The following is a 16,566-nucleotide window of genomic DNA, read 5'->3' as shown; positions in this document are numbered from 1 at the left end:
GGAATGGCCGAGAAAGCCAGCGTGGATGAGGCTGTGGGCGTACCACTGCCTACCACCGCATTGATTAAACCAAATGAATTGGTGGTGATTGAAAGATGTTCTTCCTGATAAAAAAAACTGAGTGCAGGGTCAGTAAGTGTAAAACGTACAGCTACAGGCTGGCTTACCAGCACCTGTCCGTTTGCATCGCGCGCCACAGCCTGGTAATTGAATCCCTGCGGTGCCTGAGCATAAAGTGTGCCTGCCATAAACAGCATAGCAAACAGTACACAAGATTTTTGTATGATCTTTTTCAAGGGGCCAATGTTTGGTTCACAGTTGAATTATCCAGATTAGCAGGGGGTCATCTGTTTAATTCAATCCAGCCTTTTTTAATGATGGTGCTTTTACGAATGATATAAAAATAAGTTCCTTCGGGAAGCAGCTGACCGGAGCTGTCGGTTCCTTTCCAGACGTTTGTGGTGTTGTCGTATTGCGAATTTTGCCAGATAAGCATGCCCCAACGGTTGTAAATCTCCACCTCAACTCCTTGAATACCAGTAATCCCATCAATCACCCAGGTGTCGTTTTTTCCATCGCCATTAGGTGTTATACCAGAATATGTTTCCACTTCATTTTGATTCACACCACCTCCATTTCCCGAACTACAGCCAGCAGTATCAGCCGTTATCAGAAACCCTTCACTGGTACTGCAAGTACCTGAAGCGTCAGTTACAGTAACCGACACAGCGGTATTTCCCGGAAATTGCGGGGCAATGTAAAATACAGATGCATCGGAGGCGGCACCGATGGCAGGCACCGGACTCCACAACACCGAACCGGCTGAGGGGGTAGCAGTAACCACGGCATTTATTGTATCGCCCGGGCATACTTCCACGTCTGCATTAACCTGAAGCGTGGGCGCCTCATACACATTTACATTGAAAAATGCAGCAAGGCCGATACATCCCCCTTGTGTAACATAGGCCACACCATACGTTGTGCTTCCTGAGGTGTTTACCGGGGGAATAAATGACGGTGCATAGGTAACGTTGGTAAAGGTGGAATTAGCCCAGCCTACCTGCAGGTTTCCGGCCGGCTGCACGGAAAGCTGGGGGGCGGGATCGCCCAGACAAAGGTTTTGCGGCGACGTAAACTGAAGCGGCGGAATACCCGGCTGCTGCACAACAACCACCGTGTCTGACTTGCTGGTTGAACAGCCTGTGCTGGCATCCGTGTAGGTATAAAGTACAGGAACCGAATACGGAAATGCCGTGCCGTTGAGCGAAAGTACACCTGTACTGCTGTTGATACTCACACCGGCCACGGTATTGACCAAACTGAATACGCCGCCGGATGTGGTGGTGGTATCAGGTGCAAGCGTGGTGGTGGATGAACATATATCGCTGTTGCTGTAACTCAGCACAATGGCCGGGGGCGAAAGGCTGGTAATAAATATCGAATCGGTAATGGTGCAGAGGTTGGTAATGTCGGTTACTGTGCAGGTGATCCAGCCATTGGGCAAATTCACCGCTGAATCGACCTGACTTACTATGGTGGAGCCAATTGTCCAAGAGTATGTGAAAGTGGCGTTTCCGGTTACCTGCACATGCGCCACACCAGCCCCTGATGTACATCCGGCTGAGGTCTGGCTTAAACTCATTTGCAATGTGGAAGGCAGAAAAATGCTTACAAAACTTGTGCACGTGGGATTGCCGGCCTGGTATTGAATTGTGCGGATGATATAATGACCATTCGAAAGATTGGTGAAAATATGTTGCCCCGCAACCGAAAATGCAGAATCATATGCCGTGGTAAGCAGATTATCAAAAAGCATAAACGCTACCGAATCTTTACCCAAATCCAACGCGTTGTTCAATGTAATTTGTCCGCTGTTGGGGGTGGCACAATTTACCTGTGTAAAAAATGCTTCAGGCGCTTTGCAGCATTGGTTGTGCAGATCAATTACATGTTGCAGTCCGTCATCGCACTCATTGGTTTGGTTTCCGGTTCCAAAAACTTCATCGCTGTAAATTTTTATAGTGGCGGAAAGATCATTCTGATTACAGTTACTGTTAACCTGTACCTGCCAGCAGGCTCTGAGATCGACAAAAGGAGAAATGCTGTTGTCGCCGGCGTTGTCTGTGGGGTCATTATTGCCGTCGGGATCAAAATAATAGCCGGGTAATGTTACCGCAGGTGCTGTAAACCAGCTCCAGCCTGCTCCCGGCGATTGCATGGGCTGAAGTGAGCCCGCATCCCAGTCGCCACCAAGCTGAGCCGGCCCTATGTAGTGTGGATAATTGGTTGCCGAATAATCCCACTCGGTGAGAGTGGCACACATTTTTACTTTTTGGCTAAGCCCGTAAATACCATAGACAGGTGCAGGAAATAAATTCACATTGGCACGTCGTACACAATCCTCACATTCTCTTTCGGCTTCAAGCTGCAAAACAAACGAACCGGTATCATCCCATTGCTGCCCGCCTATTTCAATATAATATTCATCGCCCGAAGTGGTAAGCAAATTTTCGGCATGCTGCCCGTTGTCAATACGAATACAATTGAGCGGGATAAGCTGATAGGGTGAATGATTAAGGCCGTTTGTCTTCCATACACGGATGTAGCAACTGTCGAAACCGGGTGAAGTAAGCGACTGAAAGCTGAGGTGTGTGTAGTTGGAAACTGCGTTGAATTTATACCATACATCAGGACTTCCGCCGGAGTAACAGCCAAAAGATGCGTAATAGTTTGAATTGTAGGTAGCAAAAGCAGTGGTGCCGTTTACCGATACCATTGTGCCGTCTCCTCCAACCGGGCAAGGCAGCGGAGCGGGCAGCGCGCCAAAGTCAGCGGCGTTAGCGGCATCGTCGTTTGCCGGAGGCGGGCCAAGTACAGCCTGAGCAGGTAAATAACCCGAAAAGCCCGATAAAATCAGAAAAACAAGACTGAATCGCAGGAGGTAGGAGTGCATGTGCTGAACTGATTATCCGAAAGATAATAAAAAACAGATAATCTGTTACTGAATCCGGAACCCGATTACCAGCACATCATCCACCTGTTCCAGATTTCCACGCCAGTTTTCGAGGGTCTCATCAAGCATTTTGCGCTGTACTTCCATTGATTTCTGGTGGATGGAAGTGAGAAAACTGCGGAATTGACCTACCATAAATTTCTTGCCTTTGGGACCGCCAAACTGATCGGCATATCCATCGGAAGAAAGGTAAATCATATCGCCTTTTTCAAGCTGGATGGTTGTATTTGAAAAGCTGTGCGGCCCGCCGTATTCAGTATAACCAATAGCCACTTTATCGGCCTTGAACTCCTTTAACTCCCCATTACGGAAGAGATAAAGCGGGTTGTTGGCTCCGGCCATTTCCATTGTACGTGTTTCAGGGTCGATAATGCAGATGGTCATGTCCATCCCGTCACGCACGGCCGAATCATCGACCTGCTGGTTAATGGTTTTTGCGGCCAGTTTATTTAGTTGATCAAGTACCTGACCAGCCGTTTGCACTTCTTTGAGGCGGATTACCTGATTGAGCATATTGTGCGCCACAATACTCATAAAAGCACCCGGCACACCGTGGCCTGTACAGTCGATGGCGGCCACAATAATTTTACCGTTTTTCTCGTGCAGCCAGTAAAAATCGCCGCTAACAATGTCTTTGGGCTTGAACAGGATAAACGACTCTGGCAGCAGGCGGTTTACAGTTACCGGAGCGGGCAAAATAGCATCCTGCAAACGTTTGGCGTAACGGATACTGTCGGTAACGTGTTTGTAAAGGATTTCGAGTTTACGGTTCTGTACTTCGATTTCTTCTTTCTGCCGCACAACCTCTTCGGTGCGTTCAATTACTTTGGCTTCGAGTACACGTTCGTTCTCCCGCAAATCAGCACGCATTCGCAGCAGGGCATAACCAAGGGTATCTTCTTCAGAAAGCGGCTGGTAATGCGAGTTAAAGTTGCCCGAACCTACTTCGTGCGCAAACTCAGTGGTACTTTTGAGCGACGATACAAGGCTGTTGAGGGCCATTGACATATCGCCGATTTCATCGTGGCGGTTTTTTATCGGTTCCTGAGGCAGCACACCACGGGCCATTTTAGAAAGTATGTTGCGCAGTGAATTTACAGGCCGCGTAATACTTCGCGTGGTAAACATGGCAATGATAATACCGCCGGCGGGCAACACAATAAGCAGAAGCAGTACTACAAACTGCAAAAGCTGAAATGAATCAATAATTTCCTTTCGTTTTTGTGAGGCGGCTTTGTACTGGGCTTCAATAAGCCTGTCGAGCTTAATGGTAATACGACGCGTGTACTGCTGCACATCCTCATCATCATCAAGCACCATTGGCTCAATAAAAAACATAATATTCGCATCACTGTAATCCGACGGCTGGCTCAAACTGCTCATTACTTTGCGGTGCGCATCCCAAAGGCTGCGGCAATCCACAAAAATTGAATCAATTAACAGCCTGTCCGACTCACTCCAGTTAACCGAAAGCGCATCCAGCTCTTTTTCCAGTTTAGGATAATCGGTATTGATAAGGATACGCAAACGCTCTTTATCATACGAAAACAACTCAACCTTAATCCAGCTGGTAATGTAGTTGCGCGAGCGGGCCACCAGCAAACGCATTTCCTGAAGCGCGTCAATAGACGGGGTGTAGATATTGGCCACCTCATCGTTGTTCTTGCGGCTCTTGCTTATGGTCATAAGCGTAAGCGCGAAGGCCACGAGTGTCAAAAAAATTAACACACCGAAGCCCAGGCTGATCTTTCTGCTTATTGTAAAACGAAATGCCATGAGGTTTGACTACAAAGTTGCAGTATTTTTTTGAATGACGAATCGTCAAACCTGCTTTAAATGCTGCCAAACCAAATTACTACATAAATTTAATTGTGACAACCCGGCAGAGGTGTTTTAACAACAAAGCCGCTTTCCTTGCTGAAAAGCGGCTTAATTTTTTGTGCGTATGCTTTATTTTCCTCCTCCCTGAGGCTTCTGCTGCTGTTCACGCTCCAGCTCCAGTCGCAACTGATCGAAGAATTTCGACTTTTCGAAATCATTCATGGAGTAATAAATTCCCGACAATACGATCAGTGTTTCCACGCGTTTCGGATTAATTTCATAAGCTTTCTCGGCATGGGGAAGCGCCTTTTGGAACCACATGAGTGCTTCGTCCTGCTTCTGCTCCGCTTCCGGAATGGAGGCATCAAGCGGAATGCTGAGGATAATATCCACTCCTTTATTCCAATACAACAAGCTGAGGCGGTAATGTGCCGCATAATTGTTGGGATCAAGCACCAGAATTTTATTCAGCAGTTCTTCGGCCAGTTTAAAGAATGGGTCAGCCTTCTCGTTTCCACGGTTTCGGGTGTAAATATCCTCGTAAAGTGTTTCCAGCGCCAGATAAAACTCGATATCCGTTTGCGTAAGATTGGTTTTCGGATCGGCCTGAAGCGTAATGATGCGGTATTTATCGTAGCACTTGCGCGCCTTATCCACATTGGCCGAATCAAGCCGGTCGGCGGCGCTGTTGTAGTAACGGCTGGCAATAAACAGCAGTGTCCGGCGAATATTTACCTGCTGGGCCGAATCTGTGGAATATTTCTGAGCCTGCTTTAATACGGCAAAAGACGAATCGAGATACCAGCTAAGCGGTTCGGTGGGACTGTATTTTTTGTAGAGTTCCTTGTAAATCTGCCCTTTCACAAAGTAGCCAAGTGCATCAGAAGCGGTTCCGGGCTGCGCGAAATGTTTGTTAATCTGTACAAGCGCACTGTCGGGGTTTCCCTGTTGCATGAGCAGCTGGGCGGCGTTTATATGCACCGGGCTCTGCGCGTACACTCCTGCCGCTCCCGGCAAAAATGCCGCAAACAGTAAGATGATACGTATGTATAAAAGCGTCTTCATGCTTTATTCTACAGGTATGCCCAGCTGGACAAGGGTTGTACTTACTTTCAGGTTGTATTTCTCGGCGTTGGCCTTGTTGAGTTCGAATTTTTGTTTGTTCTGTACTACTACGAAATTAATGGCTGAGCCCAGGCGTGCATAGCCGGGCTTTTCGGTAACCAGCAAAACATTCTTCCCTTTAATTTTCGTGAGGATTTCGGAGAGAGGAGTCGGATTATCGCCGCATACAAAAAGAATATGAGAATTGCCTATGGCATCTAAACTGGTAGTATTACGTATTTCTATCTTTTGGGTTCCAACTGTTTTTGTTTTTGCAAGATTATTTAACTCTGCCACCAAAGGAGTATTGGAACCAAATACGTTAATTACGAAGTTGCCGCTGGCTGCCGTTTCGGGCCATTCAATGTAGCGGGTGAAATTGTACATGAACACCGCTTTAATACGGGCATTGGTGTCGCCGCGCGATACGGTTTGCATCCCCATAAGCACGGGAAGGCATAAAACCAGTATTGACAGCAGCAAACGATTCATGGAGCGGTGAAAGACAAAAAGCAGGCCAAACTGATTACCGGCCGGGGTCAAAAATAACGATTTAAGTATATCCCGCAAGCCCTTCCCGTTTTCAACACCACGCCGCTCACAAATTACCGCGCTTTACATCCGGCACGGGCTTTGCCACAGGTAAATTTGAGTATGAACCGGCTTTGTGTGTTGCTTTTTGCCTTGCTGCTTGTGGCCGCCTGCCGCCATGGCCGCGATGGTGCCTCTTCTGAATCAGCTGCCGATAAAGCACTGAAACAGAAGTATGCCGAAAAGCTGCAGGTACCCGCCGCATCCGTGACCAATCTGGTACTTTACCGCTTTGTCGATGACTGGTACGGCGTACCCTACCAATATGGCGGCAAAACAAAAGCCGGGGTCGATTGCTCGGGATTTTCGGCAGCCCTGTATCAGGCGGTGTACAAGAAAACCATTAGCGGCTCGGCAGCCACACTCTGGAGTAAATGCGAAAGCGTGGGCGAAAAAAACCTTCAGGAAGGCGATCTGGTTTTCTTTAAAATAGGCGGCGATAAGGTTTCGCACGTAGGCGTGTATCTCCAGAACCGGCGCTTTGTGCATGCATCCACCAAAAAAGGCGTCATCATCAGTTCGCTCGATGAGGCGTATTATACCAAATACTTTTTTAAAGGCGGGCGGTTGAAGTAGGTATTTACGAAGCTGATTTAACTTTTTTCCTGTACAGCCAATATTCGATTGCAATAAATAAAAGTGCTGTACCGTAAGAAGGGACGTAAAATTCAAACGGTTGTTCGAAATCCTTAAACAGCTTGTAGTGAAACACTGTAAGCGCAATCATCCAGACAACATAAAAAAGAATGTTATTATTTTTCTTTTTGAATAAAGCAATATATCCGGAAATAACAAACGAGGCTGTAAACAGAAATATCAGGTAAATCAATACATATACACCTATGAGTCCTCCTGTGTGACCACCACCGGATCTGAACATTACGACAAGAAGATAATTGAGAATTATTGCACACAATGGCAACAAAAAAGCTCTCCACCAAAAGTTCATCGCAAAAAAATTGAGCACCTTTTTACAAAGATGCTCAATTCTTATGTTGTGTCGTTTACAAATTATCGCGGACGAATCAGATGCACAAAGCCGGTGAGGTTTTTGGCGGTGCCCTGCAAATCAACCGCATCAATTACATAATAATATACACCGTCTGAGGCTTCCTTCCCGTTCATGGAGCGCCCGTCCCACGATCCGGTTAAGCCATCCCACTCATACATTTTCATGCCCCAGCGGTCGTAAATAGTGCATTTGATGCTGGCCATGAGTTGCCAGGTCGGTAAAAACACATCGTTGTTTCCATCGCCGTTGGGTGTAAATACGTTGGGCGCCCAGATAGAACCTTCGCCGAGTACGCGCACGCATTGCACTACTGTATCCAGACAACCATTTGCATCAGTCACAATAAGCTGTACGCAGATGTTGCCGGTGTCGGTTAACGTGTAGCAGGCCGATGAAGTTACAAACGTGGCTGAATCCACCTGCCACAGCCAGGCTGCGCCGGCAGGTGTCTGATCGTTAAAGCAAAGCTGACCGGGATAGCTGGCCGTGGGTGAAGGCGATAAAGCAAACTGGCCGATGGGTGCCGGATAGTTGGTTACCGTTACCGTATCAGTGCCCGCACTGCAGCCGGTGCCGTCTGTTACAGTTACTGTGTAGGTGCCGGCTGCAAGGTTGTTAATGGTTTGCGTAGTCTGCCCGCCCGGCTGCCAGAGGTACGAATAAGGTGGATTGCCGCTGGTGGGCGTGGTAGTGGCCGACATGGTGCCGCCCGGACAGGCCGATGTACCGGTAGTTTGCAGCGACAATGTGCCCGGCGGTTGCGGCACACATACATTGCAATTAGCCGTTTGATAATAGATGCCGGTCATTACAACGTTGTAGCAATCGCCGGTGGAAGCAACGGTAAAAATAGACTGCGTTTGCGAAGGCCAGAACGGCGAGGTAGGCCCGTCGAAGAAATCCCACCAGTCTTCAGTGTAAGTTACCAGCGGGCCATTATTAAACAGGTATGCACTGCCCACGTTCTGCAAATCGCCAATGGCCATAAATGCACGCTCGTTGGCTACCGATGTATCACATACATTGAGATTGAAAATGGTATCAGATGCGTTGCTGCCGATTTGCACAATGGCTCCGTCTTTAATCACCATGTGCCCTTCCCAGGTAGCAGACGGATCACGGTAAATAATCATAAATGTAAATCCGTCCACATCATCAGTGCTGCCTGTGGGAAAACCGCTGAACACATAGTTGCCGTTTCCGGCAATGGCCGAAGCCGGAATATCGGCACGGTAAGAATGTGTGCCGGGATATCCCCAGCATTTATCCTGCCCGGAGCCAATCAGCGTCATCGGGAATGTTCCTGTATTACCAGCCGGATTGGTAATGTTGATATTAATGGCCACACCTGTACCCGATGCATTAGCCCACACAAATGCCCGCTCAATTACAGCACATGAGGGCATGCCGCTTATGGCTACTGTGATAGGTTGCACCGGCCCCGGAGGAGACACCCGCTGGCTGACTTTTTCGGAAGCGGTTACATAATTTAAGCCGCAGGTATCACGCCGGTAAATTTCGCCCAGCACACCTGATCCGTTCTGAACCTGCACACAATTCAAACAGGCTCCGCCCGACATGCCTCCAGACACCGGCCCTACGGACTGCTGTGCAGAAAGTGAAAGAGAAAAAAGGAAAGCAGGGAGTGCAAGAATGCCTAGTAACTGTGTTTTCATGAGCATATAGGATGCGTGTATAATGTTGTAGCGTTCGGAAAGATACAAAAGAACCCGAACAGCTTGTACTGTCCGGGTTCAAAAAAGAAATTGAACTTCTGATCTAAAGTTTAGAAATGTTTATCGGATCAATTGCACATATCCGCTTCGCTCTTCAACCTTGTTGTTGAAATCAGTTACCTCTGCTGTGTAATAATAAACTCCGTCAACAACCTGCTGCCCGCTGCTGGTGCGTCCGTCCCAGCCACCGTTGGCGGCATCCCACTCTCCTACTTTCACGCCCCAGCGATCAAAAATGTAGCAGCGCACATTTTTTATTCCGGTGCCGGTAATGGTAAATACATCGTTATTCCCATCGGCGTTGGGTGTAAATACGTTGGGAATTGTGAATACTGCTTCTGATACTACACGCAGGCAATACTGTGTTGTATCATCACAACCACTTGATGTGCTTACAACAAGATCAGCGCAATAGTTCCCGGTATCGGTTACTGTAAAACACGGCGCTTCGAGCGATGAGTTGGAATTGTTGAAATTCCAGTTCCAGGTGCCAGCTCCCGGTGTATTGTCGTCGAAACAAATTTGCAACGGCGTAGAGGGCGTAAGTACCAGCACCGGATCTGCAGGTGTAACGGTGTACACAGCCACGGGCTCGGCTGCAACTGTAATCATGTTTACAATAGTATCGGAACCAATGCAGCCGTTGTTGTCGGTGCAGGTATAAATAACGGTGTAGCTGCCGGTTTGTGTGTAACAGTTTACCGGGCCGCTGGCGGTTGAAGTATTCCCATCGCCAAAATCCCAGTTCGAGCTGATGCAGTTTGCTGTGGTTTGTCCGCTAAACGTTACGCACAAAGGTGCACAGCCTGAAACCGTATTGGCTGAAATAGTTACAGCAGGTGCTGGCGCAACCGTAATGGTTACAGAGGCTGTTTGCGCCGGTGTGCCGCAGGCGTCAGTAAGTGTTACGGTGTACACAGTGGTGGCTGTGGGTTGTACGGTTATGGAAGCCGTGTTCTGGTTGCCCGGCTGCCAGTTGTAAGAATAGGTTCCGTCGCCACCAAGTCCACTTGCCGTAAGCGTTGCCGAAGCTCCGCTGCAAATGGTGCTGTTGCCGGTTACCGACAGGTTGAGCGGCGGATTCACCGTAACTGTAATGGTTTGCTGCGCCGATGCACAACCGGTAGAATCAGTAACACTTACTGAATACGTGGTGGTTACACCCGGAGAAACACTGTGCGGACCAGCCCCGTTGAGGCTGTTGCTCCACGTGTAGGTATAAGGCCCGCTGCCACCCGAAGGGGTTGCTGAAATGGTAGCCGTTTGACCAATGCAAATTGTTTGTGCTCCGGCCACGGCCAGCGTTACCGGACTGCTTACGTTTACAGTAACCGTATCGGTTCCCTGACAGCCGTTTGCATCCGTTACCTGCACCACATACGTAGTGGTTGCGGCCGGTGTAGCCACAGGGTTGGCAATGTTCGGGTTATTCAATCCGGCCGAAGGTGTCCAGGTATAACTCACGCCGCCCGATGTAGAAAGCTGTGTGCTGCCTCCCGAACAAATAGTTACATCATTACCAGCCGAAACGGTGAGCACGGTGGTGAGTGTAACGGTTACACTGTCGGTATTGCTGCAGCCGTTGGCATCGGTGCCGGTAACGGCGTAGGTAGTGGTTACAGCGGGTGTAGCCGTGGGCGAAGCCGAAGTGGTGCTCGACAAACCGGCCGCGGGTGTCCACACATACGTTTGTGCTCCTGAAGCGTTAAGCTGGGTTGAACTATTGGCACAAATAGTGACATCGTTACCTGCCTGTACGTTGGGCAATGCATTTACAATAACCTGCACAGTATCGGTATCGGTACAGTTGGCGGCATTGGTTACCTGCACCACATAGCTTGTAGTGGTAGCAGGCGATACGTTTTGTACAGCGCCGGAAGCATTTACAAGTGCACCGCCGTTCCACACATACGTGCCGCCGCCACCGCCGCTAAGGGTAGTTTGTGCGCCTGCACAAATGGTTACATCATTACCAGCCGCAGCTGCCGGATTGGCATTAACTGTTACACGCACAGTATCATTAGCCGTGCAACCGTTGCCCAGTGATACGGTAACCACATAATCAGTAGTGGCCGAAGGTATGACGGTTTGCGAAGCACCGGACGCATTTACCAGCGAACCGCCGTTCCATATATAGGTTCCGCCGCCGCTGGCATTGAGCGTAGCCTGACTGCCTTCGCACACACTTTGGTCGGTGCCGGCTGCAGCAACAGGAGCCGCATTTACGGTTACCGTAATTTCATCGGTATCGGTACAACCGTTTGAGCCGGTAACGGTAACGGTATAGGTAGTTGTTGTTGCGGGTGTAACCGTTTGCGAAGCTCCGGACGCATTGACCAGCGCGCCGCCATTCCACACATACGTGCCGCCGCCGGTGGCAACAAGGTTAGTATCATTGCCCACACAAATGGTAATGTCGTTGCCGGCATTGGCTACCGGGGCAGGATTTACAATAACCGTTACCTGATCGTTTGCGGTGCAACCGTTTGCGCCGGTAACAGTAACGGTATAAGTTGTGCTGGTGGCGGGCGTTACAGACTGAGATGCGCCGGAGGCATTAACCAGCGTGCCGCCATTCCATACATACGTGCCGCCGCCGGTGGCGGTAATAGTCGTGCTGGTTCCCTCGCAAATTGAAGTGTTTGCCCCGGCATCGGCATTCGGCACAGGGTTCACCGTAACGGTAACCTGGTCGTTGGCTGTACAGCCGTTGAGCGTTACGGCCACAGTGTAGGTGGTGGTAACGGTGGGGCTTACTGTTTGCGAAGCACCGGCAGCATTTACCAGCGTGCCGCCGTTCCATACATACGTGCCGCCGCCGGTGGCGGTAAGTGTGGTGCTGCCTCCGTTGCAAATGCTGGTGTTCAAACCGGCATCAGCTGGCGGCGACGGGTTAACGGTAACGGTAACCGGAATGCGGTAAGTGCCCGGACAAGTGCCTACCCAGTAGGTGGTGGTGGCGGTAAGCACGGGAGTGGTAAATGAGCTGCCGGTAAATATCGGATTTCCGCCGGCAGAAGCCGTGTACCAGAGTATGGACTGCGGCGAAGGCGGTGTACCGTTTACGGTAGCGGTAAGCGTGGCCGTTTGTCCGGAACAGATGCTTGTGCCGGTAGCTGCCAGACTGAAATTGGTGATGGATGCGTTTGTAGTGCCCAGACCGCCGCGCATGGCGCCGTTGGGCGGAAATTCGCTTAGCGCGCCTGAGTTTGTGGTGCCGTTGTTGCCGCCATTTGCCGTGCGGGTAATGGCACCGGTAGAAATGGCAATGTGTCCGCCGCCGCCGCCGCCGCCGGGGCCTTCGGCTTCATTAATGGCGCCCACACCTCCGGGGTAAAAGGCACCGGCAGACATAACCTGGTTGCCACCTGTTCCGCCGTTGGCGGTGGCTGTAACGCCGGTAAGTGTGCCCACGGTATTGATTATGATGGTGCCGCCAGCTCCGCCCCCGCCGGCCGCATCGCGTCCGGCATACGAATTGAATGGTGCTGCACCTTGCGAGTTTGCGCCGTTATTTCCGTTTGACACTACTGTACCGGTACCGCTCAGGTTGCCGTAACACATAATGTAAATGAGTCCGCCCCCATCGCCACCGGCACCGCCCTGGCTTTGGTTCTGATCGCCGGCACCGCCGCCACCGCCCAGAAAGAGGCGGCCGGTTGAGTAATTAAGCGGTCTTCCGCCCAAACCAGCCGACTGCCAGCGGCGGCCATCGCCGCCCCAGCCTACGGGAGCTGCACTGTAGTTGCTTGGCCCTGCGGTAAGGGCATTTGAATTCTGGTCGGAAAAGCAATAGCCGCCACGCCCGCCACCGGCAGAGTTTGCGGTGGTGAGTGTAGTAAGGTAGTTGAGGCCATATTGCGGATCGAGGTTCCAGGCTGCGGTGTAGGCTGCATTGGGATCGGCTATGCCCATGCCGCGCCAGTTTGCGGTTACTCCGCCGTTTGCGCCGCCGCCACCGCCGCCATTGTGGCCGCATCCGCCGCCGCCGCCATTGGCAGCTGCTCCACGGCCATAACGGCCACCCATGGGATCATAATCAGCCTGATAGCCTGCTATGCCTTCGCCTTTTTCGGCTCCGTAGGTAGGATCAGTGGAACCCATATTGTCCACACCAAAGGCTGTAACGTTTTCGAGCAGTGCGCCGCCACGGAAGCCGCGGCCGGTAGCATCAATAGTACCATTGAGGGTAATATTGCCCTGTGTTTCCACAGCCACAATGCCGCCCACGGCTCCGTTCCAGTCGTCGGCAGTAATACCCGCGCCGGCGTTTACGGTGAGTGTGGTCCAGCGCGGCACACGCACCACCTGTGCGCGGTTGGTGCCGCCAGTGGAATAGGAATACTGCAATCCGCAGTCGAGTTCAATACTTGTGGCCGAGGGCACTGATTTTACCTGCGCAAATTCATAACGCCCGCAGTTGTTGTAGTTGAGCACCTGCCCCCACGACGTATCTACCGGGTTGGCAATGGTGCCATTGAGGGTGCCGTTTAACGAAATGCCCTGAATCTGAATAATCATAATCAGATCGCCGGGGGCAAGGTTGGCGGTAAAGCGGCCATTGCCGTTAAGCGTGCTGTTGGTTACGGAAATAAAGGTGGCATTGGCGGCCACGCTGGCTGTAAGCGGCGTGTATTCATTGACCACCGTGTTGGCCGCCGTAATGGTGCGGGGGCCGTGCACACCTTGCTGGGCAAGCAAAGGAGAAAAAGCAAAACAAGAAAAAAGGGCAATTGCGGAAATCCTGCAAATGAGCTTCATCACGAGATTGTTCGGTTTGGTTGAGAACGTTCACAAGATAAGCAAAAACCCGTTGTTTAGGTGTTTGTAAGCGGAAGTTGGTAGTATGTAAAAAATCAGTTACCGGGAGGTATGTATTGATATGCCGGTTGAACCCTTATTGCGGCAAATGCGTGCAGGGCAAGCGGAGTAGGCGGCGGCTTCGACAGGCTCAGCCACCGCGACAGGCTCAGCCACCGCGACAGGCTCAGCCACCGCGACAGGGTCATCCAACGCGACAGAATCAGTAACCGCGAAAGGATCAGCTACCTGTAACAAGCGCAAGTGCTGGCGGCAGGCCGCGTTGAGCAGGATAATTGCTCTTTTTTTGGAACACAGGTGGTTTGAATTTATAGCCCAGACCGAACGTAAAGCCCGCACCTGCGGCTATGCAATTTTACGTTTGAGCCGGGCGGACTTGCAGTGAGGGCTGGAGCCGAACGGTATTTTATTGCTCCATCCGTTTCGCTCCCCCTCTATTTTCGGGAAAACACACTTTACACTGTTTCGCCGAACGGATTGCGGGGCACCCACGACGAGGGTTTGAGGTAGTCGATAAACGGGCGGATAATCTGGTTTGAAAACCCGTTGCGGTGACGGATGCAACAGGTTAACTCATAGGCCTGTGCGCCCACGGTTGATTTAATTTCGGGTGCTGTGCGGCCGAGGAAAATTTGCCGGGCACCGGCATCAATACCTTCACGCACAAAATCGTAGAGTAAACGCTGATAGAGGTGCAGCTCGTTATTCACCGCATAATCAAGTCCGATAAAATGTGCTTCGAGCGCGGGTTTTTGCCCCTGAGCGCCGGGCAGCAGAAAAGAGGTGCGGAACGCCACCGGTTTGCCGTGCAGGCGGTACACGTGAATTCGGAAAAAGTCGGGGAATGCGGTTTTCATTTGCACAAAATAACCGGCTGTGAGTTTGGTAAGCCTAAAGCGTGCGCGGCTGTTTACCTGTGTGTACAGCGCATAGAGCTGATCTATTTCGGCCGTAAGGTTTGTGCTGTTCAGTTCTTCCACTTGCAGTGCCGCTGTTTTTGACAACACACTGCGGGTGCGGGTGCGGTACTTTTTGACCATAGCGCCCATGTAGTCGTCGAAATTTTTCCACTCACTGCGCAGCGGCACAATCATTTCGGGCTCTACACTGAATTTATGGTAGCGGTAACGGCTCAGGTGGCGCAGGTCTTTGGCGGCACCGTGCTGGTAATAGTCTTTCACAAGCACTGCCGAAATTTTTACCGGACTGGTAAATGTTTTTGTAATGTGTTTTACGGTTTCTGCCAGCGCGGTAAATGCAAGCGGCTTGTCTGTGTCGTTTTGAAAAGCAATGCCGTATTCGCCGCTCACAAAATTGTTGCCCGAAATGAGCAGGCGCAGTCCATTTTCCTCGCGACAACGGCGCAGCCATTCGCTCCAGTTGCTTCCAATGCCCGGCAGGGGTTTGGCCACAGCCAGCGGCGCCAGAATACCGGCCATGTGATCGGCGCTGAGGTGCACTACCTGAAAATACAACGCCGTAAAAGGCACATCGTCTTTGTAAATGAGCGCATAAATGAACGAAAGTCCGGGCGAGGCCGTTTCTTCCGTAACCTGCAAAAACGAACGGGTCAGAAAAAACTGGTCGGGCTTTATCAGGCTGTCCCAGTGCGACGCCGGTACACGCGCTATGTGCAAAAACAAATCAGCCCTGAGACCCGATGGCAGGGGCGCTGTATAAGTGTCTGTATCAGAATCGGGCGCTGTGCGTTTCATTCTCACCGCATCTAATGTACGCACAACAAATCCTTGCGCAGCAAGCACAAGTCCTGTAACCGGACATTTCTGCGCCGCGTAACCCGAAGAAGCTGATAGTTTCTGAAACATAATTAAATGCCCGTAAAGCCCGGCTGTTTGCTAAACAGTCGGAACCGGTGCATGGTTTATTGTATTTGCACAAAAATAGTTTGGTTCAGCTATGTTCGGTAAAATGGCTGCCAAGTACTTCGTGCGCATCGAGCAGTGCAAACAGGCGCTGATCCATATAACCAAACTCATCGGGAATATGAAGTACCGTAATTTTCGCCAGCCATTTTTGTCCGGTATATTCTTCAATGCGGCTGTAGTGGCGGGGTTCCATCACGTAAATACGATCAGCCCACTGCAGCATTGCTTCGGTGGCAGGTGTGCCGTTGGCGGCCGATGTAAGTTTATGGTTGAGGCCTGCGCTGCGAACGATGCAGTGGGTACAGCGTTTTTCAATCCAGGCGGCTACCGCCGGCGAGCGGCTGTGGTTGGCTGTGCAGAGGACAAGGATGTTCATGGGATAAATCTGTACCTCGGTCAATTTTGACTTTTTTATATGCTGTGTTAAAGTTAGTTGTTTTGGGCGTGGCGTTTTTTGGGGGGGAAGGCTTCAATCAATGCATCGTAGTTTGCCAAATGAAAGAAAGGATATTTTGAAGCGAACCTTTAGGTGCAATAAAATTCCGTCCGCTCCCGCTTTACGCTGCAACTCCTCGGGTGTTT

General features: G+C 50.7%; 9 protein-coding genes. 1 reads left to right on the top strand and 8 read right to left on the bottom strand.

From position 1 onward, the window contains the following. Nucleotides 1-343 precede the first annotated feature (343 nt). The 4 genes from IM638_12865 to IM638_12850 all read right to left on the bottom strand — a co-directional run bounded on the left by IM638_12865 (nt 344) and on the right by IM638_12850 (nt 6,481). Nucleotides 344-2,953, bottom strand: a complete 2,610-nt coding sequence (locus IM638_12865; protein ID MCA6363923.1) for a gliding motility-associated C-terminal domain-containing protein — start codon at nt 2,951-2,953, stop codon at nt 344-346. A 45-nt stretch (nt 2,954-2,998) separates the two neighbouring features. Continuing rightward, a complete protein-coding gene (locus IM638_12860; GenBank protein ID MCA6363922.1) occupies nt 2,999-4,789 on the bottom strand; it encodes a SpoIIE family protein phosphatase in 1,791 nt (596 codons plus the stop codon). Nucleotides 4,790-4,963: 174 nt separating this feature from the next. Then, the gene (locus tag IM638_12855; GenBank protein ID MCA6363921.1) at nt 4,964-5,899 is read right to left on the bottom strand and encodes a hypothetical protein; all 936 of its coding nucleotides are present in this window, start codon (nt 5,897-5,899) and stop codon (nt 4,964-4,966) included. A 3-nt stretch (nt 5,900-5,902) separates the two neighbouring features. Continuing rightward, nucleotides 5,903-6,481, bottom strand: coding sequence for a YfiR family protein (locus tag IM638_12850; protein MCA6363920.1), 579 nt, complete (start codon nt 6,479-6,481; stop codon nt 5,903-5,905). A gap of 111 nt (nt 6,482-6,592) precedes the next feature. On the opposite strand from IM638_12850, the gene IM638_12845 reads away from it, so the two are divergent. Then, a complete protein-coding gene (locus IM638_12845) occupies nt 6,593-7,105 on the top strand; it encodes a C40 family peptidase (GenBank protein ID MCA6363919.1) in 513 nt (170 codons plus the stop codon). Between the two features lie 435 nt (nt 7,106-7,540). On the opposite strand, the gene IM638_12840 is transcribed toward IM638_12845, so the two are convergent. The 4 genes from IM638_12840 to IM638_12825 form a co-directional block, all read right to left on the bottom strand. Then, nucleotides 7,541-9,217 carry a gliding motility-associated C-terminal domain-containing protein gene (locus IM638_12840; protein MCA6363918.1) on the bottom strand — a complete coding sequence of 559 codons (1,677 nt, stop codon included), beginning with the start codon at nt 9,215-9,217 and terminating at the stop codon, nt 7,541-7,543. Between the two features lie 120 nt (nt 9,218-9,337). Further along, nucleotides 9,338-14,041, bottom strand: a complete 4,704-nt coding sequence (locus tag IM638_12835; protein MCA6363917.1) for a gliding motility-associated C-terminal domain-containing protein — start codon at nt 14,039-14,041, stop codon at nt 9,338-9,340. A 512-nt stretch (nt 14,042-14,553) separates the two neighbouring features. After that, nucleotides 14,554-15,924, bottom strand: coding sequence for a GNAT family N-acetyltransferase (locus IM638_12830; GenBank protein ID MCA6363916.1), 1,371 nt, complete (start codon nt 15,922-15,924; stop codon nt 14,554-14,556). 85 nt (nt 15,925-16,009) lie between these two features. Beyond that, the gene (locus IM638_12825) at nt 16,010-16,360 is read right to left on the bottom strand and encodes a hypothetical protein (GenBank protein ID MCA6363915.1); all 351 of its coding nucleotides are present in this window, start codon (nt 16,358-16,360) and stop codon (nt 16,010-16,012) included. Between the last annotated feature and the right edge of the window lie 206 nt (nt 16,361-16,566).

The organism is Bacteroidota bacterium, assembly GCA_020402865.1.
Classification (GTDB): domain Bacteria; phylum Bacteroidota; class Bacteroidia; order Palsa-965; family Palsa-965.
The sequence above is the reverse complement of the archived record's forward strand: the minus strand, read 5'-3'. Positions and strand labels throughout refer to the sequence as shown.

What these genes read in the sequence shown, in the direction of transcription:
- IM638_12840 (MCA6363918.1), bottom strand. Translation starts at nt 9,217, where the DNA reads ATGAAAACACAGTTACTAGGCATTCTTGCACTCCCTGCTTTCCTTTTT.
- IM638_12855 (MCA6363921.1), bottom strand. Translation starts at nt 5,899, where the DNA reads ATGAAGACGCTTTTATACATACGTATCATCTTACTGTTTGCGGCATTT.
- IM638_12825 (MCA6363915.1), bottom strand. Translation starts at nt 16,360, where the DNA reads ATGAACATCCTTGTCCTCTGCACAGCCAACCACAGCCGCTCGCCGGCG.
- IM638_12860 (MCA6363922.1), bottom strand. Translation starts at nt 4,789, where the DNA reads ATGGCATTTCGTTTTACAATAAGCAGAAAGATCAGCCTGGGCTTCGGT.
- IM638_12865 (MCA6363923.1), bottom strand. Translation starts at nt 2,953, where the DNA reads ATGCACTCCTACCTCCTGCGATTCAGTCTTGTTTTTCTGATTTTATCG.
- IM638_12830 (MCA6363916.1), bottom strand. Translation starts at nt 15,924, where the DNA reads ATGTTTCAGAAACTATCAGCTTCTTCGGGTTACGCGGCGCAGAAATGT.
- IM638_12845 (MCA6363919.1), top strand. Translation starts at nt 6,593, where the DNA reads ATGAACCGGCTTTGTGTGTTGCTTTTTGCCTTGCTGCTTGTGGCCGCC.